Origin of the sequence: Amycolatopsis pittospori, from assembly GCF_013870525.1 — a bacterium.
GTDB classification, from domain to species: domain Bacteria; phylum Actinomycetota; class Actinomycetes; order Mycobacteriales; family Pseudonocardiaceae; genus Amycolatopsis; species Amycolatopsis pittospori.
Window position 1 is genome coordinate 18,777 of the sequence record NZ_JACBXD010000059.1, and the last position, 21,322, is coordinate 40,098.

The following is a 21,322-nucleotide window of genomic DNA, read 5'->3' on the forward strand; positions in this document are numbered from 1 at the left end:
ACGTCACAGGGCGCTCAGTACCCCGTCGATCTGCGACGCGAGCGCGAAGTCCTTCTCCGTCAGCCCTCCGGCGGAGTGCGTACTGAGCCGGAACGTCACCGTCCGCCAGCGGATGTCGATGTCGGGATGGTGGTCGGCCGCCTCCGCCAGTTCCGCCACCTTGTCCACCGCTTCGATGGCCTTCGGGAAGCTCGGCAGCTTCGCCGTCCGCTCGATGGTGACGCCGTCGCGAGTCCAGTCTGAGAGCTTCGCCACGGCCTCGTCGGCCTGCGTGTCGTTCAAGATTTCCGCCATGACTCCATGGTGGTACGCCGTCGGCTACGCTGCACGTTTGCCACGGGTCCCCCCTTGAAAACGCAGGAGGCTAGATGAAACGCGCCCTCCGCACGGTGGTTGCGGCCGGCACGGTGGCCGCACTCGCCGCGGGCTGCTCGCTCTCCGGGACTTCGGGGAACGACCCGCAGGCGCCGGCGACGGTCACGCTCGTGACGCACGACTCGTGGCTCGCCCCGCAGGAGGTGCTCGACGCGTTCGAGCGCCAATCCGGGATCAAGATCGCCGTCCTCAAACAGGGCGACGCGGGCGCGCTGACCAACAAACTGGTGCTGACCAAGGCGAATCCGATCGGTGACGTCGCCTACGGCATCGACTCGACGTTCGCTTCCCGCGCGCTCACCGAGGGTGTCTTCGAGCAGTACACCAGCCCTGAGGCCGACCGCGGCCCGCAGCGCTACTCGGTCGACCCCGGGCACCGGCTTTCCGCGGTCGACCTCGGCGACGTCTGCGTCAACATCGACTCCCGGTACTTCGCGGACAAGGGGATCGCGGAGCCGAAGTCGTTCGCGGACCTCGCCGACGCCAAGTACAAGGACCTGATGGTCGCCGAGAGCCCCGCGACGTCGTCGCCGGGCCTGGCGTTCCTGCTCGGCACCGTCGCCCAGTTCGGCGAGCAGGGCTGGCAGGGGTACTGGACGCAGCTGAAGGCCAACGGGCTCAAGACGGTCAGCGGCTGGGAAGAGGCCTACACCAAGGAGTTCTCCGGTTCCTCGGGGAAGGGACCGCGCCCGATCGTCGTCTCCTACGCGTCGTCGCCCGCCGCCGAGCTCGGCGAAGACGGCAAGCCGCGCACCAAGGCGCTGCTGGACACCTGCTACCGCCAGGTCGAGTACGCGGGCGTGCTGGCGGGCGGCAAGCAGGTCGAGAAGGCCCGCAAGGTGGTGGACTTCCTGCTGTCCCAGCAGTTCCAGGTGACCGTGGCGAGCAACATGTACGTCTACCCGGCACGGCAGGGCGTCGAACTCCCGCAGGGCTGGGCGCAGGCCGCGCCGCTGCCGCAGCAGCCGAAGACGCTCGAACCGGCCAAGATCCAGGCCGGACGCGAGCAGTGGATCGCCCAGTGGCGCACGCTACTCGAAGGCTGAGTGCGCCGAGGCTGACTTCCCGAGGAGCCGGGCTGGCCGCACTCGCCGTGCTGCCGCTCGGGTTCCTCGTGGTCTTCTTCGCCTGGCCGGTCGCGGCGATCATCGCCCGCGGTTTCGGTTCCGGCGGGGTCGGCACGGCCATCGGCGACCCGCTGACCTGGAGGCTGGCGGGCTTCACCCTCGCCAGCGCCGGGGCTTCGACGGTGGTCGCGGTCCTCGCGGGCCTGCCGGTGGCGTTCCTCCTCGCCCGCGTGCGGCTTCCCGGCGTCTCGCTGGTCCGGACGCTCGTGCTGGTGCCGTTCGTGCTGCCGACGGTCGTGGTCGGTCTGGCGTTCCGCGCGCTCTGGCCGGACGGCGGGCTACTGCCCCTGGTGCTGGCCAACGCCTTCTTCAACGTCGCAGTCGTCGCGCGCACGGTTTCCGGGCTGTGGAGCCATCTCGACCCGCGCACCGTGGACGCGGCACGAGCGCTCGGCGCGTCGCCGTGGCGTGCTTTCCGCACGGTGACGCTGCCCGCGCTCGCACCGGCCGTCGCGTCTTCCGCGGCGGTGGTGTTCCTGTTCTGCGCCACCAGTTTCGGTGTCGTGCTGATCCTCGGCGGGGCGAAGTACCGGACGCTGGAGACCGAGATCTACCTGCGCACGGTCGAATTGCTCGACCTTTCCGGCGCGGCCGCGTTGTCGCTGGTGCAGTTCGCCGCCGTCGTCGCCGCGCTCGCGGTGGGCGCGCTGGCCAGGCGCCGCCGGGAGAACGCCGTCCGGCTGCGGTCCGGCAGCGAGACGGCGCGGCGGCCGAGGGGCGGCGAGTGGTGGGCCGTCTCCGCCGGTCTCGCGGTGATCGCGCTGCTGATGACGCCGATCGTCGCGTTGCTCGTCGAATCCGTGTCCACTTCGGACGGCTGGAGTCTCGCGGGGTACGCGGCTCTCGGCGGCCAGGGATCTCGTGGCGCGTTGCAGGTTTCCGGCTGGGACGCGGCGTCGATGTCGTTGCGGACGGCGTTCGACGCCACGATCCTGGCGATGATCGTCGGCGTGCTGGCCTCGGTCGTCCTGGTGGCGTTGCGGCGCACGCCGGGCAGGTTGGCGCGGGGGATGGGCGAGACGATGGACGCGGCGCTGATGTTGCCGCTGGGCGTGTCCGCGGTGACCGTCGGTTTCGGATACCTCATCACGCTCGACGCGCTCCCGGGCGACCTGCGGACGTCGCCGCTGCTGGTGCCGCTCGCGCAGGCCTTGGTGATCATCCCGTTGATCGTGCGGATGGTGCTGCCGGTGCTGCGGTCGGTCGACGTCCGGCTGAGGCAGGCGGCGTCGACGCTCGGCGCGAGTCCCGGCCGGGTATGGCGGGAGATCGACCTCCCGCTGACCGCGCGTTCGCTGGTCGCGGCGGCCGGTTTCGGTTACGTGGTCGCGCTCGGCGAGTTCGGCGCGACGAGTTTCCTGGCCAGGCCGGACGCGCCGACGCTGCCGGTCGCGGTCGCGACGCTGATCTCGCGGCCGGGTGAGCTCAACAACCAGATGGCCTACGCGGCCTGCGCGCTGCTCATGATCGTGACCGTGGTGGCGGTGGTGCTGATCGACCGGTTCGGCGCGGTCCGCGGGCAGAATTCGGTAGGGGAGTTCTAGTGTCGCTGTCGGTACGGGATCTGACCGTCCACTATGGATCTTTTGCGGCCGTGCGGGACGCCCGGCTGGACATCGCCGACGGCGAGGTGCTGGCCCTGCTCGGCCCGTCCGGTTCGGGGAAGTCGACGCTGCTGCGGGCCATCACCGGACTGGAGCCGCTGACCTCGGGCACCGTGCGCTGGGACGGCGAGGACCTCTCGGGCGTACCGGTGCACCGGCGGGGGTTCGGCCTGGTCTTCCAGGACGGGCAGCTGTTCCCGCACAAGGACGTCGCCTCGAACATCGCGTTCGGCCTGCGGATGCACGACGTCCCTCGCGCCGAGCACGCGGAGCGGGTCCGCACGCTGCTGGAACTGGTCGGCCTCAAGGGTTATGAACGGCGGCGGGTCACCGAGCTGTCCGGCGGGCAGGCGCAGCGGGTCGCGCTGGCCCGCGCGCTGGCGCCGGAACCCCGCTTGCTGCTGCTGGACGAACCGTTGTCCGGTTTGGACGCCGGACTGCGGGAGCAGCTGGCGATCGACCTCGCCGCGTTGCTGCGGCGCAGCAAGATCACCGCGCTGCTGGTCACGCACGACCAGGAAGAGGCGTTCACCCTCGCCGACCGGGTCGCCGTGCTCGACGACGGTGAGATCCGGCAGGAGGGCGCGGTGCGCCGCGTCTGGCGGCAGCCGGTGGACGAGGGAGTGGCACGCTTCCTCGGCGTCACGACGTTCGTCGACGGCGAGGCGTCCGGTGGCGTGGTGCGGACCGCGCTCGGCGACGTCACGCTCCCCGACGTCGCCGATGGCGCGGTGCGGCTGGGCCTGCGCCCACACGGTGTGCGTGTGGCGTCTTCCGGTGTGGTGGGCGAGGTCACGGCGGTGGTGCACCGGCGGGAACACGTCCGGCTGGTGGTCGCCCTCGACGACCGGTCCACTGTGGACGCCGTCGCGCCGGTGACCGCGGACCTCCGGCCCGGCGACACCGTGCGGCTCGCCCTGGACCCGGACGGCATCGCCCAACTCCCGCATTCAGTCCTCTAGTTGCGGTAATCCGGCCGGAACCCTGCGGTTTTCCCCAGGGCTCGCCAAGGCCCACCCGAATACCGTCGCCGCCATGCTCCTGAAGACGATCTTGTCCTTCGTTCTCGCCGTCAGCCCGGCCGCCGCACCGGCCACGCCGGACATCCCCGTCGCCGAGTTGCACAACCGGCTCGCCGCCCTCGCCGCCGACCGCCACATCACAGCCGGGCTGATCCACGTCCGGACCGGCACCGGCCAGTGGTCGCACGCGGTGGGCGTGCGTGACCTGGCATCAGGGGCCCCGGCCGCCGCCGACGGCCACTTCCGGATCGGCAGCGTCACCAAGACCTTCGCGGCGACGGTGCTCCTGCAGCTGACCGACGAGGGACGGCTGACACTCGACGATCCGATCGAGCGGCACCTGCCGGGTGTCGTGCCCGATGGCGAGCGCATCACCGTCCGGCACATCCTGCAGCACACCAGCGGCCTGCACGACTACATGAGCGAACCGGGCTACTCGACCAACCGTTGGCGAGCCGATGCCCGCTTCGACGACTACACGCCTTCGCAACTGCTGAAGGTGGCGTTCGCGGAAGGGCCGGACTTCGAGAACCCCGGCGAGTCCTGGCACTACTCGAACACCAACTACGTCGTGGCCGGCCTGCTGGTCGAGAGGCTGACCGGGCGCCCCTACGGCGAGGAGGTGGCGCGACGAATCCTTCGCCCGCTCGATCTCGGGCACACCAGCGTGCCGGGCCACCGCCCCTCCTTGCCCACCCCGCACGCCCGCGGCTACGAACCGCTGCCCGCGACCCCGCCGGCGATCGTGGACGCCACCGACATGGACCCGTCGCTGGACTGGGCGGCGGGCGAGATGATCTCCACCACGCGCGACCTGACGACGTTCGTCACCGCTCTGCTCAAGGGGCGGTTGACGAGCCGGGCGAGCCTCACGGAAATGCGGCGAACGCGGGAGGCGGTTCCGCTGTTCCGCTACGGCCTGGGACTGCAGGAGTTCGCGATCCCCTGTGCGGACGGCCCGAAGCCGGTGTGGGGGCACACAGGACAGCTGATCGGCTACGTCACCGTCGCCTTCACTGACGGAAAGGGCAAGTCGATGACCCTGTCGCTCAACCCGTACGAGCAGGACCCGCCCACTGAAGCGGTGCTCCCCATGGCGAAGGCGGTCTTCTGTCGCTGAGAAGACCCCAGTCCTCGGCGATTTCGCGTGACTGGATATAGAAGCGGTGGCGCGGCGGACTCGCCGGTGAGTCCAGGCACCCCTTTGCTGTCCACAAAGGACATCCTTCGCGACATTCGTGCCCGTTTTGAGCTGTTCGCACCATTTTAGAAAGGGGTCGTGAGTGATAAGGAGGGTTAGAACGACACTTGCCACTCACGACCCCGATCATGAATTGCACATTTCGGCATCAATCGGACATCTTCTCGGCGGAAATCGTCCTTTGTGGACATTCGGCGGTTGTGTGGACTCCACAGTCAGTCCGGACCCGCGCCGCGAAGAACTTCTGCAACGAAGCGCCGATGTGGGCCTTATGGCGGAGACCCTGCCCGCCGCATTTGTCTTGCCTCTCGATAGAACGACACTTGCCACTCACGACCCCGGCCGCGACCTGCAGATCAGGCGTCAATCGGACATCCGCCGGCCAGTCCGGGTCCGCACTGGGAAGACCCTCACTTACATCAGGTAGCGGCTGACGGTCCCCGGGTGGATAACGAGCCGTACCAGGTCCGTGGCCAGTATTCCGGCGAGGGTTTCCGCGTGGGCGGGGTCGCCGAGGTCCCAGTAGCGGGCGGCGAGACGGGACGCCAGTTCGTTCGCGCCGTCGGGTTCCACCGTGGTGCGGCCGACGATCGAGACCCAGCGGTTCGCCGAGCTGGTCGGCGAACCGCCGTTGACCTACCTGACCCGCTGGCGCATGACCCTCGCCGCGGACCTGCTGGTCGAGAAGGAGGCCGCGACCGTCGCGGACGTCGCCCGCACCGTCGGGTACTCCGACCCGTTCGGCTTCAGCGTGGCGTTCAAACGCGTCCGGGGCGTCAACCCGAGCGAGTTCCGGCGCACCGCGACCGCCCCCTGACGCGTTTCGTCCTCTGAATGCGGTAGTCGGCAGTGCGAACCACCGCATTCAGAGGACGAAACGCGGGGGTCAGCCGTCCCGGGTCGTCAGGCGTGCGTAGGCGACCGAGAGCCCGATGACGATGTAGCAAGCGGCGCGCAGCGCGCCTTCGCCTAGCAACGCCGTGTCGATCGGGTCCATCAGCACCGAAGCCGGTGTCTGGGACCAGTTCTCGTTGAGCAGGAACGGATGCAGCCATGAGACCGCGTCCAGGAAACCGAGGATGGTGAACACGATCGTCCCGGCCAGCACCGAGGCGACGACCAGCATCGGATGTTCGGTGAACGACGAGATCGCGAGCGCGACCGCGCCGACCGCCCACAGTTGCAGCGTCACCCACAGGGCCACGAGCAGGATCCGGCCCAGTGCGTCCCAGACGCTCAGCGTCGAGCCGGTGAGGGTGAACATCGAGTCGGTGCCGCTGATGGTGAGCCCGGTGACGAAACCGGTGAACGTCATGGCCAGCACCGCGATCACCGAAACCGTGGCGACGCCGAAGGCCTTGATCGCGAGCAGCCGTCCGCGGCCGACCGGGGCGACCAGCCAGCCCCGCAACGTCCCGTGCGCCGCCTCGCCGGCGATCGCGTCCGCCCCGGCCATCGCCGAAGCGAGGGGGAGCAGCAGCGCCAGCGTCATGGTCAGCGCCGCGACCGGCAGGATGAACCCGTTGTTGACGGCGGAGGCGAGGAGCGCGCCGTCCCCGCTGGGGCCACCGCCGGATCCGGCCGGTTCGTCGACGAGCGTCAGCGCGACGCCGATGATCACCGGGATCAGCGCGAGCAGTCCCAGCACCGCCAGGGTGCGGGGCCGCCGGAAGATCCAGCGCAGTTCGGCACGGTACAACCGAAGCAGGCCGACACTGTCGTGGCCGGTCCTAGCCGCGGGAGCCGCGGGTGCCGCGGCCAGAGCGTGGGTCACGACTCCCCCTCAGTATCCACAGTGGACTCCGGCTGGGTCAGGCGGGCGAACAGGTCTTCCAGACCGGTCCGCGCCCTGGCCGCCTCGTGGACGGCCACCCCGGCCGTCACCAGATGCCGCAGCACGTCGGGCGCTTCGGCGGCGGTGAGGTCCACGCGGACGCCGTCCGGCGTGAGCCTGCTGCCGATCCTGTTCTCCCGCAAAGTCTCCACCGCGAGTTCGGCGTCCGGCGTCCGGACCAGCAGTGCCGCGTTCCCCGACTCCAGCAGTTCGGAGAGCTCGCCCTGGGCGATCACGTTCCCCGACTGGAGTACCGCGACGTGCGTGCAGGTCGCTTCGACCTCGGCCAGCAGATGCGACGACACCAGCACGGTGACGCCGTCCGCGTGCAGTTCGGCGATGATCCGGCGGATCTCCCTGGTACCGGCCGGATCGAGACCGTTGGTCGGTTCGTCGAGGATGACCATCCGCCGCGGCACGAGCAACGCGCTCGCGAGCCCCATCCGCTGCTTCATGCCCAGCGAATAGCCCTTGTAGCGCCGGTTCGCGGCGTCGGTCAGGCCGACCCGCTCAAGCGCCGAGTCGACCGCGCCGGGGATCCCGGCCGAAGCCAGCCTCGGTTCGGCCGCGGCCACTCGCAGCAGGTTCTCCCGCCCGGAAAGAAAAGGGTGGAAACCGGGCCCTTCGACGAGCGCGCCGACGTCGGGCAGCGCGTGCGCCGCCTGATCCGGCATCCGCTTGCCGAACAGTTCGACCTCGCCCTCGGTGGGACGGACGAGTCCGAGCAGCATCCGGATGGTCGTCGTCTTGCCCGAACCGTTGGGGCCGAGCATCCCCAGCACGGCGCCTTCGGGAACGTCGAGGTCGACGTGGTCCACGGCCACCGTGCGGCCGTAGACCTTGCGCAGGCCCCTGGTGCGGGCCGCCATGGGTACCGCCGGAGCGGACGCCTCCTGGGAGACGTCCGCGCCGGCTTCGAACGTGGTGGTCACTTCGCGGCCAATGCCTCGAAGAGGACCTGCTCCGGCACCGCGCCGATGGCGTAGCGGCCGTCGTCGGTCAGCACGCCGCTGCCGACCTTGGTGGTCACCAGCCAGCCGCTGCCCCAGGCGCCGCTGACCGGCTTCGCGAACCGCGAAAGCATCGCCTTCGGGTCGACCTGGCGGCCTTCCTCGTCCTTGGCGCTACCGGCCTTGGCCAGCGCGTCGGCCGGGATCTTGCCGGTGACGGCGGTGTCCCAGCCGTCGCCGACGATCTTGACGTCGGACTTCGCCTGCTCCGCGAGTTCACGGTTCTTCGGGTCGGCCTCGGCGGTCTTCTCGGTCACCTTCGCGCCCTTCGGCGGGGTGAACTCGAAGTTCGACGCGGGCTGCCCGGTGAAGTTGATCTCGCTGAACGAAGCCTCGAAAGCGGGCGAGGACGTGCCGTTGGCCAGCACCGTCACCCGCAGCGGCATCCGCGTCTGCTCGTCGATCGCGACCCGGATCTCGCGCAGGAGGGTCCGCTCGGTCGGCTTCGGCGTCAGCACCAGCTCGTACGCCGAGCGGTTCGCCACCGAAGACGTCCCGTCGACGGCGATCGTGCTGCTCTCACGCACCTTGCCGAGCAGTTCCGAAGCCACCGTCGCCGGGTCGACGGCCTGGCCCTCGACCTTGTTCTGGTGCTCCTTGGCCAGTTCGGCCGGGATGGTGATCTTGGTGGCGGAGTTGTCCTTGGAGTTGTACTCCCAGACGGTCTCGCCGTTCTTGACGATGGTCTGCTGGCTGGAGCCCTCGGTGAGCGACACCTTGCTCTTGCCCGCACCGTCGGTCGAGACCTGCGCCGAGTCGATGCTGAGCGCGGACGCGCCGGGCAGTGTGCTGCCGACCTGCGGCAGGCCGAGGTCGTTGTTGACCTTGACCTTCCCGTCGAACGCCGACGGTTTGGCGTTGAGCGTGGACTGCACCAGCTCTTCGGCGCTGATCTGCGGCAAGACCGGCGCGTCACCCGCGGTGGCCGGCATCGCGACGACGGCGAGCCCGCCGACGCCCAGTGCCGTCCCCACCACCGCCGCGGTGATGGCCTTCCTCTTCGGTTCCATGCTGTCTCTCCCTGTTTTCCCCGGCACCAGTGTGCTCGGGTCCCGGCGACAACGCTTCACCGGAAACGCTGAGATACCACTCAGACTCCGCCTCCCAGCCTGAGATGGCGCTGAGAGCTCGCGCGTGAGCTGGTGAAACCGTGAATGATGAAAGGCGTGAAACCTCGAGTACTGGTGGTCGACGACGAGCCGGGTGTCCGCAAGGCGCTGCTGCGCGGGCTGCGCGCGGAGGACATGGACGTGGTCACCGCGCCCGACGGCCCCAGTGGCCTGCGGCTGGCGCAGACGGGCTCCTTCGACGTCGTCCTGCTCGACATCATGCTTCCGGGGCTTTCCGGCTACCGGGTGCTCGAACGGCTGCGCGCGCTCGGCGTCACCACGCCGGTGCTGATGATCTCCGCGAAGGACGGCGAGGTCGACCAGGCCGACGGCCTCGATCTCGGCGCGGACGGCTACCTCGTGAAGCCGTTCTCGTTCGTCGTGCTGGTCGCGCAGGTGCGCGCGGTACTGCGGCGGGCGTCGCCGGACGCGATCCGCGGGCCGCTGCGGATCGGCGCGCTCGAAGTCGACCGGAGCCTGCGGCAGGTCCGCTACGACGGCGTCGAGGTGGCGTTCAGCCCGCGCGAATTCGCGCTGCTTGAGGTCCTCGCGGGCCGGGCGGGCACGGTGGTGACGAAGGACGAGCTGCTGCGCGCGGTGTGGGGTGACGAGCAGGCCGCGACCCGCAACGTCGTCGAGGTCTACGTCGGTTACGTGCGCCGCAAACTCGACGCCGTCGGCGCGGGCGCCCTGGTCCGGACCGTGCGCGGGCACGGCTACCTGGCCTCGGATCCGCAGCTCGACGAAGTGATCGCCCCGGCGGGACAGGGGTGATCGGCTCGCCGTCCTGGTGGCGCCGCCGATCGCTGGGGGTCCGGATCACCCTCCTCACGGCCGCCGTCACGCTCGGCTTCCTGCTCGGGCTGGCCGCGGTCGCCGGGGACAACCTCCAGCCGCTGCTCATCGAATCGGTCGACGACGAACTCGGCGCCCAGCTGACCACCGCGAAGGCCGATGTCGCGGCGGGGAAGCCGCCGACGGCCTCCGCGGTGACCGTCCGCGTGCTCGACACCGGCGGTGGCCCGGTGGACGGTCTGCCGCCCGCGAATCTCGGGCCGGTGGACGTCCGCGCGCTGAAGGCGGGGGAATCGGTCACGACCGGCGGCGAGCACAGCTGGCGCTGGGTCGGGACCGTCGTCACGGCGCCCGACGGTCAGCAACGGCTGGTCGTCGCGGGCGCGGGTCTGGTCGGCTTCGCGACCGCGGTGCACTCCGGCGGCTATTGGCTGTTCGCGGTCGCGTCCGTCGGTGCGGTGGGCGCCGGCATCGCGACCTGGCTGCTGGTGCGGTTCGCGTTGCGACCGGTGGAGAGGATGCGCGGTTCCGTGCGCGCGCTCCCGCCGGGGGCGCGGCTGCCGCTGCCGGATTCGCACGACGAACTCCGCGCGCTGGCCGAAGAGTTCAACGCGCTTCTGGCGCGGCAAGAGGAGGCCACCGAGCGGCTGCGGCGGTTCACCGGCGACGCCGCGCACGAACTGCGGTCGCCGGTCGCGTCGATCCGCGTGCAGGCCGAGGTCGCCGTCACCAATCCCGACGCCGACCTCGCGCACGAGACGCTCGCCGACGTCCTCGAAGAGGCCGAACGGCTTTCCTCGCTGCTCGACGGGCTGCTGGCGCTGGCGAGGTCGGACGCGGGGGAGGTGCCGCCCGCGGAACCGGTCGAGCTGGTGAGCGAGGTGCGCGCGGCGGTCGCGCGGATGCCCGCCGGCGCTCCGGAGATCCGGGTGAGCGGCACGGTCGGGTCGGCGTGGGCGCTGGCCACGCACGCCGAGGTCGAACTGGTGCTGAGCAATCTGCTGCGCAACGCCTGCCGGTACGCGACCGGCGAGATCGTGGTGTCCGTGCTCGCGGCGCGGTCCACCGTGCGCGTGGTCGTCGACGACGACGGGCCGGGAATCGAGCCGGAGCATCGGGAGCGGGTCTTCGACAGGTTCTACCGCGTGTCCGATTCGCGGGCGCGGTCTTCCGGCGGCACCGGGCTGGGGCTGGCGATGGTCGCCGAGGCCGTCCGTCGTCGTGGTGGCCGTGTGCGCGTCGGGGAATCACCCGATGGCGGGGCGCGCTTCCAGATCGTCTGGCAGGCGGCGCGGCCTCAGTAGGGTGTGCCGCGTGGTGATCGTGGGCGCCGCCATCGTGCGGGACGGGAAGTTGCTGGCACAGCAGCGGGCTTGGCCCGCCGACCATGCCGGGCGATGGGAACTGCCGGGCGGGCGGATCGAGGACGGCGAAGGCGACGAAGCAGCTTTGGCACGTGAATGCCTGGAGGAACTCGACGTCGCGGTGACGGTCGGGGGCCGGGTCGGCGACGACGTCCCGCTGCCGGGCGGGAAGGTGCTGCGGATCTATGCCGCTTCGCTGGTCTCGGCGGGGGATGAGCCGCGAGCGGTCGAGCACAAGGATGTCCGGTGGATCTCTTCGGGCGACCTCGACGATCTCGACTGGCTACCGGCCGACCGGATCCTGCTGCCCGCCCTCCACACCCTGCTCGCAAGTCCGTGAAGGCCTCCTTCCCTACCCTCAAAGTAGGGAAGGAGGCCTTCACGGACCTTCAACCGGCGCCGATCAGCCGCAGGGCGGACTGGAGCCGGTGCTCGCCGCGCTCCGCGGCCCGGACGGCGCCCGCCTTGCGGACCCGGTCCAGCTCGCCCGGGTCGGCGAGCAGTGCCAGCGCGCCCTCCCGGACCGGCCGCAGTTCCTCGATGAGCGCCTCGGCCACGGCCTCTTTCACCTGGCCGTAGGACGAGAACCGGTCGGCCAGGACGTCCGGTTTCTCCTGGGTGCACGCGGCGAGGATGTCCAGCAGGTTCGCCATCCCCGGCCGGGTTTCCGGCGCGTAGACCGGCTTCGACCCGCCGTCGGTCTTCGCGCGTTTCACCTTGCGCCGGACCTGGTCGGCCTCGTCGAGGACGAACACGACCCCGGCTTCCTCCCGCGTCGACTTCGACATCTTCCGCGTCGGCTCGGCGAGGTCCATGATCCGCGCCCCGGCGGGCGGAAGCACCGCCTTCGGCATCGTGAAGACGTCGCCGTAGGTGGAGTTGAACCGCTTCGCCAGCGTTCTGGCCAGTTCGACGTGCTGCCGCTGGTCCTCGCCGACCGGGACCTCGCCCGCGCCCTGCAACAGGATGTCGGCCGCCATCAGCACCGGATAGGTCAGCAGGGACAGCCGGACCCCGGCGCGGCCCTTCGACTTCTCCTTGAACTGGATCATCCTGGCGGCCTCGCCGTAATTACAGGTGCACTCCAGGACCCAGTTGAGGGCGCCCAGCTCACGGGCCATGTCGGACTGCACGAACACGCGGTCCGGCTCGATCCCGGCCGCGATCAGCACGGCCAGTTGCTCCGACGCCATCGAGCGCAGCTTCGCCGGATTGTGCGAGGTCGTCATGGCGTGCAGGTCGGAGACGAAGTACAGGTCGTCCGGCCCGCCCTCGTCGGCCCAGCGCCGGATGGCCCCCAGGTGGTTCCCGACGTGGACGTGGCCGGACGGGGTGATCCCGGACAACCTGATCATCTGCCTTCTTCCTTCCGGATGAAGGCCGCCCCAGGGTCCGGGCACGAAAAAGGCCGCCCGGTGGGGCGGCCTGATGGATGCGCTGGTTTGTTCAGCGCACGACTGCGGGGCCGCCGGAGGGCGGCCACCACTGGGCGTGCTGCGTGCGCATGCCGACGATGCTAGCGCATCGAGGGGTCGGATCACCCATTCCGGGCACCTGCGTCAACACTTCGTATCGGCTTGCGCAGTACGCATGTCACATTGGTGATCCGGGTCTACCGTCGACTCATGTTCGTCGTGCTGCTGACCTATACCGCACCCATCGAAGAAATCGACTACGTGCTCCCGGATCACGCCGACTGGCTGACCAAACAGTACGAGCACGGGCATTTCCTCGCCTCCGGCAAGCGCAATCCGCGCATCGGCGGCGTCATCATCACCAGGCCCATGGCCAGGGGAAAGCTGGACGCGCTCCTCGCGACCGACCCCTTCTCGGTCAAGCACCTGGCCACCTACGAGGTGATCGAGTTCTCGCCGACCCGGACCGCTCCGGAACTGCGGGCGGTCAACGAGGCGGTGGTCCACTGACGATCTTCTAAGCCGCCTTCTCGACCTTCGCTTTCGCCTTTTTCAGGGCGAGAACGGGGCATTTGCCGCATCGCGACTTCGAGCGGCAGCATTTCTTCTTGACCTTGCCGGACTTCATCCACTTGCGCACGAGCTTGTGGGGGTCGTCGGGTTTCTTCTTGCCCACTCGCGCTCCTTGCCGGACTTCGTCGGCGACGTCCGCCCTGACCGTTCACGTTAGGTGAGCCTAACCGATCTTGGGGCGTGGGGCTGCTCACACTTGGGCTACAGGTATCCTGGTGTGGTCCGCGTATGGCCAAAGTCGGTCAGGCGTATCTCGAACTTGCGAGCGCGGGCACCACACCCGAACTTGAAACCCTTTGGAGTCTTCGCGTGCCCGCAGCCAGCGCCACCGCAGTCGATGCCGGCCGCTCGTCCGGCAAGACCCGGCCCGACCTGCGCAACGTCGCCATCGTCGCACACGTCGACCACGGCAAGACGACCCTCGTCGATGCGATGCTCCGGCAGTCCGGTGCCTTCGAGGAGCGCGCCGAACTCGTCGACCGCGTGATGGACTCCGGGGAGCTCGAGCGGGAAAAGGGCATCACCATTCTCGCGAAGAACACCTCCATCCACCGCGAGACCGAGAACGGCCCGGTGACCATCAACGTCATCGACACCCCCGGCCACGCCGACTTCGGCGGCGAGGTCGAACGCGGCCTGGCCATGGTCGACGGCGTCGTCCTGCTGGTGGACGCCAGCGAGGGCCCGCTCCCGCAGACCCGGTTCGTGCTTCGCAAGACCCTCGAAGCGGGCCTGCCGGTCATCCTCGTGGTCAACAAGACCGACCGCCCCGACGCCCGGATCTCCGAGGTCGTCGAGGAGACCCACGACCTGCTGCTGGACCTGGCGGGCGACATCGAGGACGCCGATCTCGACGCGATCCTCGACCTCCCGGTCGTGTTCGCCTCCGCGCGTGCCGGCAAGGCGAGCCTCGAACAGCCCGCAGACGGCGCGGTGCCCGAGAGCGACAACCTCGACCCGCTCTTCGACACCCTGCTGCGTCACGTGCCGCCGCCCTTCGCGGACCGCGAGGGCCCGCTGCGCGCGCTGGTCACCAACCTCGACGCGTCGAACTTCCTCGGCCGGATCGCGCTCATCCGCATCCACTCCGGCAACCTCCGCAAGGGCCAGACCGTGGCCTGGATGCGCGAGGACGGCACCATCCAGAACGTCCGGATCTCCGAACTGCTCGTCACCGAGGCGCTCACCCGCGTCCCGGCGACCGAGGCCAGCGCGGGCGAACTCGTCGCCATCGCCGGTATCCCCGAGATCACCATCGGCGACACGCTGGCCGACGTCGAGAACCCCGAGGCGCTGCCCCGGATCGCCGTCGACGAGCCCGCGATCTCGATGACCATCGGTGTGAACACCTCGCCGCTGGCCGGCCGCAGCGGCGGCGACAAGGTCACCGCGCGTCTGGTCAAGGCCCGCCTGGACCAGGAGCTGATCGGTAACGTCAGCATCAAGGTGCTGCCGACCGAGCGTCCCGACACCTGGGAGGTCCAGGGCCGTGGCGAGCTGGCGCTGGCGATCCTCGTCGAGCAGATGCGCCGCGAGGGTTTCGAGCTGACCGTCGGCAAGCCGCAGGTGGTCACCAAGATGATCGACGGCAAGCTGCACGAGCCGTTCGAGCGTCTGTCGATCGACGCCCCGGAGGAGCACCTCGGCGGCATCACGCAGCTCCTCGCCGCCCGTAAGGGCCGCATGGAGCACATGGGCGGGCACGGCTCGGGCCGGATCAAGCTCGACTACGTCCTCCCGGCGCGCGGCCTGATCGGCTTCCGCACCGACTTCCTCACCGAGACCCGCGGCACCGGTATCGCGAACCACGTGTTCGAGGGCTACTTCCCGTGGGCGGGCGAGATCCGCACCCGGCACTCCGGTTCCTTGGTCGCGGACCGGTCCGGCCCCATCACCGCGTACGCGATGATCCAGCTGGCCGACCGCGGCACCTTCTTCGTGGAGCCGGGCGCCGAGGTGTACGAGGGCATGGTCGTGGGCGAGAACCCGCGCGCCGAGGACCTCGACATCAACATCACCAAGGAGAAGAAGCTGACGAACATGCGTCAGTCCTCCGCCGACGTGATGGAGACGCTGGCCCGCCCGCGCAAGATGGGCCTCGAAGAGGCGCTGGAGTTCTGCTCCGTCGACGAGTGCGTCGAGGTCGCCCCGGACGTCGTCCGGATCCGCAAGGTCACGCTGGACGTCAACCAGCGCGCCAAGGAGCGGAACAAGATGAAGAACCGCGGCTGACCGCGCAGCTACCGCCTCAGGGGCGTCTTCTCACTCATCGTGAGGAGGCGCCCCTTCGGCGTTTCGCGGGGTCGTGAGTGGCGTTTCGGGTTAGAACCCGAAACGCCACTCACGACCACCCCGGCCCACCCCGCAGCGGCACTTCGACGAACGACGTCATAACTCTCAGTAGTCACTCGCGTTCTTAATGTGAAGAATCGTTTTTCCGGCGCCTTTTTCCCGCTCCTTTTTGGACGGTGTTCACATCGCCGGAACGGGTTCCCTTCGCGGCGAGAGGACGGCCACGCACACCGTCCCGAGAACGCCGACACAACCCAGCCCGAAACTGATGATCCGAAATGCGTCCGTATAGGACTCGCCGGAGAGGTTCCCTCCGGTAATCGACGCGAGAACGGCACCGACAACCGCGATGGCGATCGTTTCCGTCGCCAATCGTGCGGTGGTGAACATTCCGGCCGCCGTTCCGGAATGTTCCGGGCCCACGGAACCTATTGCCAAACCGTCGAGCAAACCCATCGTCAATCCGGTGCCCGCCCCGACCAGAACGAGCGGCGCGAGCAACGAGGACACCCCGGACGACGCGTTCATGGTCATCAGCAGAAAGGCGCCGGCACCGCTGACGGCGACGGCGCCCGCGACGAACCACGTCGACGGCAGTCGTCGCGCCAGCGCGGCGCCAACGGTCGGGAACAGCACGGTCGGCGCGGTCAGCATCAGCAGCCACAGACCGGCTTCCCCGGCGCTGAGCCCGACGACCTCGATCAGGTACGACGGCAGGTGGACCAGCAGCGGCACCAGGATCGTCACCAGCGCGCCCGCGGCGACCGCCAGTGAGGTGAAGCCGCGGTTGGTCAGCAGGGCGAGGTCGAACAGCGGATCCGCGCGCCGCCGTTCCACCAGGGGGAAGACCACCGCGAGGACGACGGCGAGCACCAGGCCGCCGACGACGAGCGGATGCCCGAAGCCGAGTTCGCCGGCTTCGACCAGTCCGAAGATCAGCAGCATGATCGCGCCCGTGAAGAGCGCGGCGCCCGCCCAGTCGATCCGGCGCCCGGCGGTACCGCGAACGGCCGGGAGAAGCGGTGTCAGGGCCAGTACGACGGCCGCCACGGCGGCCGGGGCGCCGAAGACGGCCCGCCAGCCCAGGAGATCGACCAGCAGGCCGCCGATCGACGGTCCGAACGCGAGCCCGATCCCGAGCACCGTCCCGACCAAGCCGAACGCTCGCGTCCGTGCCGCGCCCTGAAAGGTTTCGGTGAGGATCGCCAGCCCGCCGGTCACCGCCGCGGCCGCCCCGGTCCCGGCGATCAGGCGGACGACGTCGAGAACGACGATGTCCTGGGCCAGGGTGCAGGCGATCCCGCCGCCGACGAACAGCGCGAGCCCGGCCACGTAGATCCGGCGTCTGCCCAGTACGTCCGCCAGAGAGCCCGCGAAGACCAGGAAGCTCGCGAAGCAGGCGTTGTAGCCGTTGACGACCCATTGGGTGGCCGCGAGGCCGGCGTCCAGGTCGTCCGCGATGTCGGTCAGGGCGACCGACGCGCCCGTGATGGTCAGCGGGAAGGTGAACGTGGACATGAGCACGATCACGAGGACGAGCGCGCGTTTGGTCACCACCGCAAGCTATCGGCCGACTACTTCGCGCGGCTAAGCGTTTTCCGGGCCGCCGGGCAGGAACCTCCCAGGCCCGTCGCACGTCCACCAGAGGGGGAGGCGCATCCGGTCGGGCGCCGACCGGGCCGATATGGGAATCTCGCAGCGGCGGTACTGGTCATCGTGGCAGCATGGCGAGGGAACAAATCAGGAGGATTCAGGCGTGCGGGTAGCGAACACAGCGGCGCCCATGTTGGCGTGCGCGGCCGTGCTCCTCGCCGCTTGCAGCAATACCCCGCCTCCGCCCGTCGTGAGCTCCTCGGCGTCCCCCGTGAGCACCTCGACGGCGAAGGCGCCTTCGCAGGTCGTCGTGGGTGTCGACGACGTTCTCGGCGGCTACAACCCGCACAACCTCGCCGACGCCTCCCAGGTGACTTCGGCGCTCTCGCAGTTGCTGCTCCCGTCGGTGTTCCGGCCGAAGGACGACGGCAGCGTCGAGCTGGACAAGAGCCTGATGAAGTCGGCCGAGGTCGTCTCGCAGCAGCCGTTCACGGTCGCGTACACGATCCGGCCGGACGCCTCCTGGTCGGACAGCGCGCCGATCGCCGCCGAGGACTTCGCGTACCTGCGCGAGGCGATGCGCGACCAGCCCGGCGTCGTCGGCGCCGCGGGCTACCGGCTGATCTCCGACATCCAGTCGCGTGAAGGCGGCAAACGCGTCGAGGTCACCTTCGGCAAGCCGTATCCGGGCTGGCAGACGCTGTTCGCGAACCTCCTGCCCGCGCACCTGCTCAAAGACGCCCCGAGCGGATGGCAGGGCGCGCTCGCGACCACCTTCCCGGCCGTCGCCGGGCCCTACTCGATCAAGAGCCTCGACACCGCGCGCGGAGAGGTCATCCTGGAGCGCAACGAGCGCTACTGGGAGAAACCCTCCGCCCTCGACCGGATCGTGCTCCGTGCGGCCGATCAGGAGGGCACACTGGCCGCGCTGCGCAGCGGCAACGACCAGTTCGCGATGACCAGGACCGACGGCACCGGCCTCAAACGGCTCGGCGAGCTGGGTTCGGCCGTGCAGCTGCACACCGTCGCGCGCCCCACCGTCGCCCAGATCCTGCTGCGGCCGGTCAGCTCGACGCTCTCGGACGCGAAGGTGCGCGAAGGCGTCACGGCGCTCATAGACCGCGGCAAGCTGATCACCGAGGCCGCCGAGGGCGGGCCGTCGGACAAACTCCGCGCCGACGCCCAGGTCCGTGTCCCCTCCACGACCGGCTTCCAGCCGACGATCCCGGCGCCCGGCCCACCGTCCACCGCGGATCCGGCCAAGGGCGAGGACCTGCTCAGATCCGCCGGATACACCAAGGAAGCCGGGACCTGGCGCAAGAACGGGAAGAACCTTTCGCTCGTCGTCGCCTCGCCCGCCAAGCAGGAGCCGTACGCGACGATCGCCAAGGAGCTCACGGCGCAACTGGTGGCCGCGGGCATCGAGGTCAACGCGATCGCGCCGCAGCCCCGGGAGCTCTTCTCGACCCTGCTGGCCATGCCGGTGCTCAACGGCGTGCAGCAGACGACGCCGGAGGGCGCGGGCAACGTCGGCATCGACATCGCGGTGGTCGGCCAGGCCACCGGCGGCGCGGACGTCGCCTCGGTGCTGGCGTCCACCTTCGGCTGCCGCCCCGACCAGCTCACCGACAAGACCAAGGCCGTGGTCCCGGGGAACCCGCTGGGCTTCTGCGACCCCACCCTGCAGCCGTCGATCGACGCGGCGCTGACCGGCACCACCCCGGTCGCGGACGCGCTTTCGGCCCTCGAACCGGAATTGTGGCGTCGGAATGTTGCCATTCCGTTGTTCCAGCTGGCCGATACCCTCGCCATCGGCTCTGGTATTTCCGGAGTAACCGCTGGTCCTCCTATGGTGGGCCCTTTCGGGTCCGCGGTGAACTGGACGCGCGGACCGAAGTAGCCGATTCGGGTCCAAGTTCGACCCGGAGGGTGACCTTTCTCGGCACGTTCGAGTGGCGGACCGATTCCTCCAGGTAACCGATATATTTCTCGATGTCAGCCGCAAGTTACCCTTTGGTCACGATCGCCCCGTAACTGGTGACTGTTCGTGCATTTCCTTTCTAGCGTGCACCCGCAGTGCGCCAAATGAGTGTTGCTTGGCGTGTCATAGGCTCCGGGCCATCTCACCGGAGCGGTGTGGGGTCCTGTTCCGATCTCAGGAGCCCAGTGCTAGGAGGGCACACTTCATGAGGAAGTCCAAGGCAGTCTCCGCCTGGTCGCTGGTCGCGGCCTCCGCGCTTGTGCTGAGCGCATGCAGCGGTGGCGACAGCGGTAGCACCGACCAGAACGGGTCGTCGACCGACATCAAGAGCATGGCGGTCGGCAAGGCGCAGAACGGCGAAAACTTCAAGCTCGCGGACACCCCGGGGTACGAAGGCACCGTCACGGTGGGCATCGACGACGGGTACTCGGGCTACAACAACGACACCCCGGACACCAACTCGTCGTACAACACCTACATCCTGACCGCCGTGCTCGCCGGCGCCGATGTGCTCGACGGCAACAACAAGGTGCTGCTGAACAACGACGTGTTCGACTCCTGGGAGGTCACCTCCAAGGAGCCGCAGACCGTCGTCTACAAGATCAAGCCGAACGTCAAGTGGTCCGACAACGAGGCCTTCGACTGCGACGACATGTACCTGTCGTGGCTGTCGCACAGCGGCAAGGCGAAGACCGCGGACGGCAAGCAGGCCTTCCTCGCCGCTTCGACCACCGGTTACTCGCTGATCAACGAGGCGACCTGCAAGGACGACCTGACCTTCGAGACCAAGTACACCGAGCCGTACCTGGACTACAAGGGTCTGTTCAACTCGACCGCGATCATGCCCGCGCACATCGTCGAGAAGAACGCGAACATCCCCGACATCACGAAGCTCGCCCCGACCGGCGACGCCGCCCAGCTCAAGGCTGCCGGTGACTTCTGGACGAACAAGTTCAAGGGCTTCGACGCGGCCCTGATGCCGGCTTCCGGCCCGTACAAGATCACCGCGTTCGACGCCAACCAGAAGGCCGTCACGCTCGAGAAGAACCCGCTCTGGATCGGTGGCAAGGGTGGCCCCTCCAAGATCGTCGTGAGGGCGATGGAGGACACCAAGGCCATGGCGACCGCGCTGCAGAACGGTGAGATCGACGTCGCGGCGTCGACCCAGCCGGACGCCACCGCGGCGAACACCCTCAAGAGCCTTTCGGCGCAGGGTGTGACCTACGGTTCGGGCTCGCAGCTGACCTTCGAGCACTTCGACCTGAACTACAAGCGCATGTTCAAGGACAAGGCGCTGCGCAAGGCGTTCTTCGAGGTCGTCAACCGCCAGGAGATCACCGACAAGCTGCTCAAGGAAGTCCAGGCGGACGCCACGCCGCTGAACAGCATCGTGTTCTTCCCGGGTGAGCCCGGCTTCAAGGACCAGTACAGCAGCAAGGCCGGTCTCGGCGCCGAGGCCGCCGCCAAGACGCTGACCGAGGCCGGCTGGGCCAAGGGTCCCGACGGCATCTTCGCCAAGGACGGTCAGAAGGCCGCGTTCAAGATCTCGCACAACCAGAACGCCCGCCGTACCCAGACCGTCGAGATCGTGATCTCGCAGGCCAAGGCCGCCGGTATCCAGATCACCGACGAAACGGACGCCAACTTCCTGAAGGGTGGCCGTCTCGCGGCCGGCGACTACGACGTCGCGCTCTTCGGCTGGTCCTCCGCGCCGTTCAAGGCCGAGCAGAAGTCGATCTACATCACCCGTGTCGACGACAGCAGCCAGAACTACCAGGGTCTGTCCAACCCGACGATCGACTCCTCCTTCGAGGCGGCCGTGAAGGCCACCGACGAGGCGGTCCAGCTGGAGAACTACCAGAAGGCCGACGAGGCGATCGCGAGCGAGTACGCGACCCTGCCGCTGTTCCAGACCCCGTCCATGTGGGCGTTCAAGGGCATCGACCGCACCTACATGCAGTCGTACAACGGTGTCCTGTGGAACGTCGGTGAGTGGGAGCAGAAGAAGTAGGGTCTCTGACCCCGCT

Annotated in this window: 19 protein-coding genes and 1 pseudogene; 12 read left to right on the top strand and 8 right to left on the bottom strand. The window is 69.0% G+C overall.

The genetic code is table 11. The features are described from left to right. Window positions 1-3: 3 nt before the first annotated feature. Window positions 4-294, bottom strand: a complete 291-nt coding sequence (locus H5J31_RS27795) for a 4a-hydroxytetrahydrobiopterin dehydratase (RefSeq protein ID WP_181775605.1) — start codon at window positions 292-294, stop codon at window positions 4-6. Window positions 295-368: 74 nt separating this feature from the next. Between H5J31_RS27795 and H5J31_RS27800 the strand changes: the two genes are divergently transcribed. The 4 genes from H5J31_RS27800 to H5J31_RS27815 all read left to right on the top strand — a co-directional run bounded on the left by H5J31_RS27800 (window position 369) and on the right by H5J31_RS27815 (window position 5,248). Then, window positions 369-1,421, top strand: a complete 1,053-nt coding sequence (locus tag H5J31_RS27800; RefSeq protein ID WP_181775606.1) for a thiamine ABC transporter substrate-binding protein — start codon at window positions 369-371, stop codon at window positions 1,419-1,421. 11 nt (window positions 1,422-1,432) lie between these two features. Next, the gene (locus H5J31_RS27805; RefSeq protein WP_207898895.1) at window positions 1,433-3,046 is read left to right on the top strand and encodes an ABC transporter permease; all 1,614 of its coding nucleotides are present in this window, start codon (window positions 1,433-1,435) and stop codon (window positions 3,044-3,046) included. After that, complete coding sequence (locus H5J31_RS27810; RefSeq protein ID WP_181775607.1) at window positions 3,046-4,068, top strand: ABC transporter ATP-binding protein; 1,023 nt, start codon at window positions 3,046-3,048, stop codon at window positions 4,066-4,068. The genes H5J31_RS27805 and H5J31_RS27810 overlap by 1 nt, the downstream gene beginning before the upstream one ends. A 73-nt stretch (window positions 4,069-4,141) precedes the next feature. Continuing rightward, window positions 4,142-5,248, top strand: a complete 1,107-nt coding sequence (locus H5J31_RS27815) for a serine hydrolase domain-containing protein (RefSeq protein WP_181775608.1) — start codon at window positions 4,142-4,144, stop codon at window positions 5,246-5,248. A 495-nt stretch (window positions 5,249-5,743) separates the two neighbouring features. On the opposite strand, the gene H5J31_RS27820 is transcribed toward H5J31_RS27815, so the two are convergent. Next, a complete protein-coding gene (locus H5J31_RS27820; protein WP_407925069.1) occupies window positions 5,744-5,902 on the bottom strand; it encodes a hypothetical protein in 159 nt (52 codons plus the stop codon). 22 nt (window positions 5,903-5,924) lie between these two features. Between H5J31_RS27820 and H5J31_RS27825 the strand changes: the two are divergent. Further along, window positions 5,925-6,146: pseudogene (locus H5J31_RS27825) on the top strand (helix-turn-helix transcriptional regulator); the annotation flags it as partial. 69 nt (window positions 6,147-6,215) lie between these two features. On the opposite strand, the gene H5J31_RS27830 reads toward H5J31_RS27825, so the two are convergent. The 3 genes from H5J31_RS27830 to H5J31_RS27840 are packed head-to-tail and all read right to left on the bottom strand — an operon-like array spanning window position 6,216 to window position 9,183. Beyond that, a complete protein-coding gene (locus H5J31_RS27830; protein WP_181775609.1) occupies window positions 6,216-7,103 on the bottom strand; it encodes an ABC transporter permease in 888 nt (295 codons plus the stop codon). Continuing rightward, complete coding sequence (locus tag H5J31_RS27835; protein ID WP_181775610.1) at window positions 7,100-8,095, bottom strand: ABC transporter ATP-binding protein; 996 nt, start codon at window positions 8,093-8,095, stop codon at window positions 7,100-7,102. The genes H5J31_RS27830 and H5J31_RS27835 overlap by 4 nt, the downstream gene beginning before the upstream one ends. After that, window positions 8,092-9,183, bottom strand: coding sequence for a LolA family protein (locus H5J31_RS27840; protein WP_181775611.1), 1,092 nt, complete (start codon window positions 9,181-9,183; stop codon window positions 8,092-8,094). Before H5J31_RS27840 ends, H5J31_RS27835 begins: the two co-directional genes overlap by 4 nt. A 144-nt stretch (window positions 9,184-9,327) precedes the next feature. On the opposite strand from H5J31_RS27840, the gene H5J31_RS27845 reads away from it, so the two are divergent. The 3 genes from H5J31_RS27845 to H5J31_RS27855 are packed head-to-tail and all read left to right on the top strand — an operon-like array spanning window position 9,328 to window position 11,781. Further along, a complete protein-coding gene (locus H5J31_RS27845; RefSeq protein ID WP_181775612.1) occupies window positions 9,328-10,056 on the top strand; it encodes a response regulator transcription factor in 729 nt (242 codons plus the stop codon). Beyond that, window positions 10,053-11,381: an ATP-binding protein gene (locus H5J31_RS27850; RefSeq protein WP_181775613.1), complete on the top strand. Its 1,329-nt coding sequence runs from the start codon at window positions 10,053-10,055 to the stop codon at window positions 11,379-11,381. Before H5J31_RS27845 ends, H5J31_RS27850 begins: the two co-directional genes overlap by 4 nt. 10 nt (window positions 11,382-11,391) lie before the next feature. Then, entirely contained in the window at window positions 11,392-11,781 is a 390-nt protein-coding gene (locus H5J31_RS27855; RefSeq protein WP_181775614.1) for a (deoxy)nucleoside triphosphate pyrophosphohydrolase, read from the top strand. A gap of 49 nt (window positions 11,782-11,830) precedes the next feature. Here the strand turns inward: H5J31_RS27855 and trpS are convergent, their stop codons facing one another. Beyond that, window positions 11,831-12,796 (bottom strand): tryptophan--tRNA ligase, encoded by a 966-nt coding sequence (gene trpS, locus H5J31_RS27860; RefSeq protein WP_181775615.1) that lies wholly within the window; start codon window positions 12,794-12,796, stop codon window positions 11,831-11,833. Between the two features lie 270 nt (window positions 12,797-13,066). Between trpS and H5J31_RS27865 the strand changes: the two genes are divergently transcribed. Continuing rightward, window positions 13,067-13,366, top strand: coding sequence for a YciI family protein (locus H5J31_RS27865; protein ID WP_181775616.1), 300 nt, complete (start codon window positions 13,067-13,069; stop codon window positions 13,364-13,366). 7 nt (window positions 13,367-13,373) lie between these two features. On the opposite strand, the gene H5J31_RS27870 is transcribed toward H5J31_RS27865, so the two are convergent. Continuing rightward, window positions 13,374-13,532 carry a hypothetical protein gene (locus H5J31_RS27870; protein ID WP_181775617.1) on the bottom strand — a complete coding sequence of 53 codons (159 nt, stop codon included), beginning with the start codon at window positions 13,530-13,532 and terminating at the stop codon, window positions 13,374-13,376. A gap of 206 nt (window positions 13,533-13,738) precedes the next feature. Between H5J31_RS27870 and typA the strand changes: the two genes are divergently transcribed. Continuing rightward, a complete protein-coding gene (typA, locus tag H5J31_RS27875; RefSeq protein WP_181775618.1) occupies window positions 13,739-15,661 on the top strand; it encodes a translational GTPase TypA in 1,923 nt (640 codons plus the stop codon). 240 nt (window positions 15,662-15,901) lie between these two features. Here typA and H5J31_RS27880 read toward each other — a convergent pair whose 3' ends face one another. Next, entirely contained in the window at window positions 15,902-17,275 is a 1,374-nt protein-coding gene (locus tag H5J31_RS27880) for an MFS transporter (protein ID WP_328701637.1), read from the bottom strand. Between the two features lie 229 nt (window positions 17,276-17,504). Between H5J31_RS27880 and H5J31_RS27885 the strand changes: the two genes are divergently transcribed. Next, window positions 17,505-19,214, top strand: a complete 1,710-nt coding sequence (locus H5J31_RS27885) for an ABC transporter family substrate-binding protein (protein ID WP_181775628.1) — start codon at window positions 17,505-17,507, stop codon at window positions 19,212-19,214. A gap of 286 nt (window positions 19,215-19,500) precedes the next feature. Next, window positions 19,501-21,306, top strand: a complete 1,806-nt coding sequence (locus H5J31_RS27890) for an ABC transporter family substrate-binding protein (RefSeq protein ID WP_181775619.1) — start codon at window positions 19,501-19,503, stop codon at window positions 21,304-21,306. The last annotated feature ends 16 nt before the right edge of the window (window positions 21,307-21,322 follow it).

Excerpts from the sequence above, each read along its gene's own strand:
- H5J31_RS27795 (WP_181775605.1), bottom strand. The coding sequence starts at position 294 with ATGGCGGAAATCTTGAACGACACGCAGGCCGACGAGGCCGTGGCGAAG.
- H5J31_RS27890 (WP_181775619.1), top strand. The coding sequence starts at position 19,501 with ATGAGGAAGTCCAAGGCAGTCTCCGCCTGGTCGCTGGTCGCGGCCTCC.
- H5J31_RS27865 (WP_181775616.1), top strand. The coding sequence starts at position 13,067 with ATGTTCGTCGTGCTGCTGACCTATACCGCACCCATCGAAGAAATCGAC.
- H5J31_RS27840 (WP_181775611.1), bottom strand. The coding sequence starts at position 9,183 with ATGGAACCGAAGAGGAAGGCCATCACCGCGGCGGTGGTGGGGACGGCA.
- H5J31_RS27800 (WP_181775606.1), top strand. The coding sequence starts at position 369 with ATGAAACGCGCCCTCCGCACGGTGGTTGCGGCCGGCACGGTGGCCGCA.
- H5J31_RS27845 (WP_181775612.1), top strand. The coding sequence starts at position 9,328 with ATGATGAAAGGCGTGAAACCTCGAGTACTGGTGGTCGACGACGAGCCG.
- H5J31_RS27885 (WP_181775628.1), top strand. The coding sequence starts at position 17,505 with ATGTTGGCGTGCGCGGCCGTGCTCCTCGCCGCTTGCAGCAATACCCCG.
- H5J31_RS27815 (WP_181775608.1), top strand. The coding sequence starts at position 4,142 with ATGCTCCTGAAGACGATCTTGTCCTTCGTTCTCGCCGTCAGCCCGGCC.
- trpS (WP_181775615.1), bottom strand. The coding sequence starts at position 12,796 with ATGATCAGGTTGTCCGGGATCACCCCGTCCGGCCACGTCCACGTCGGG.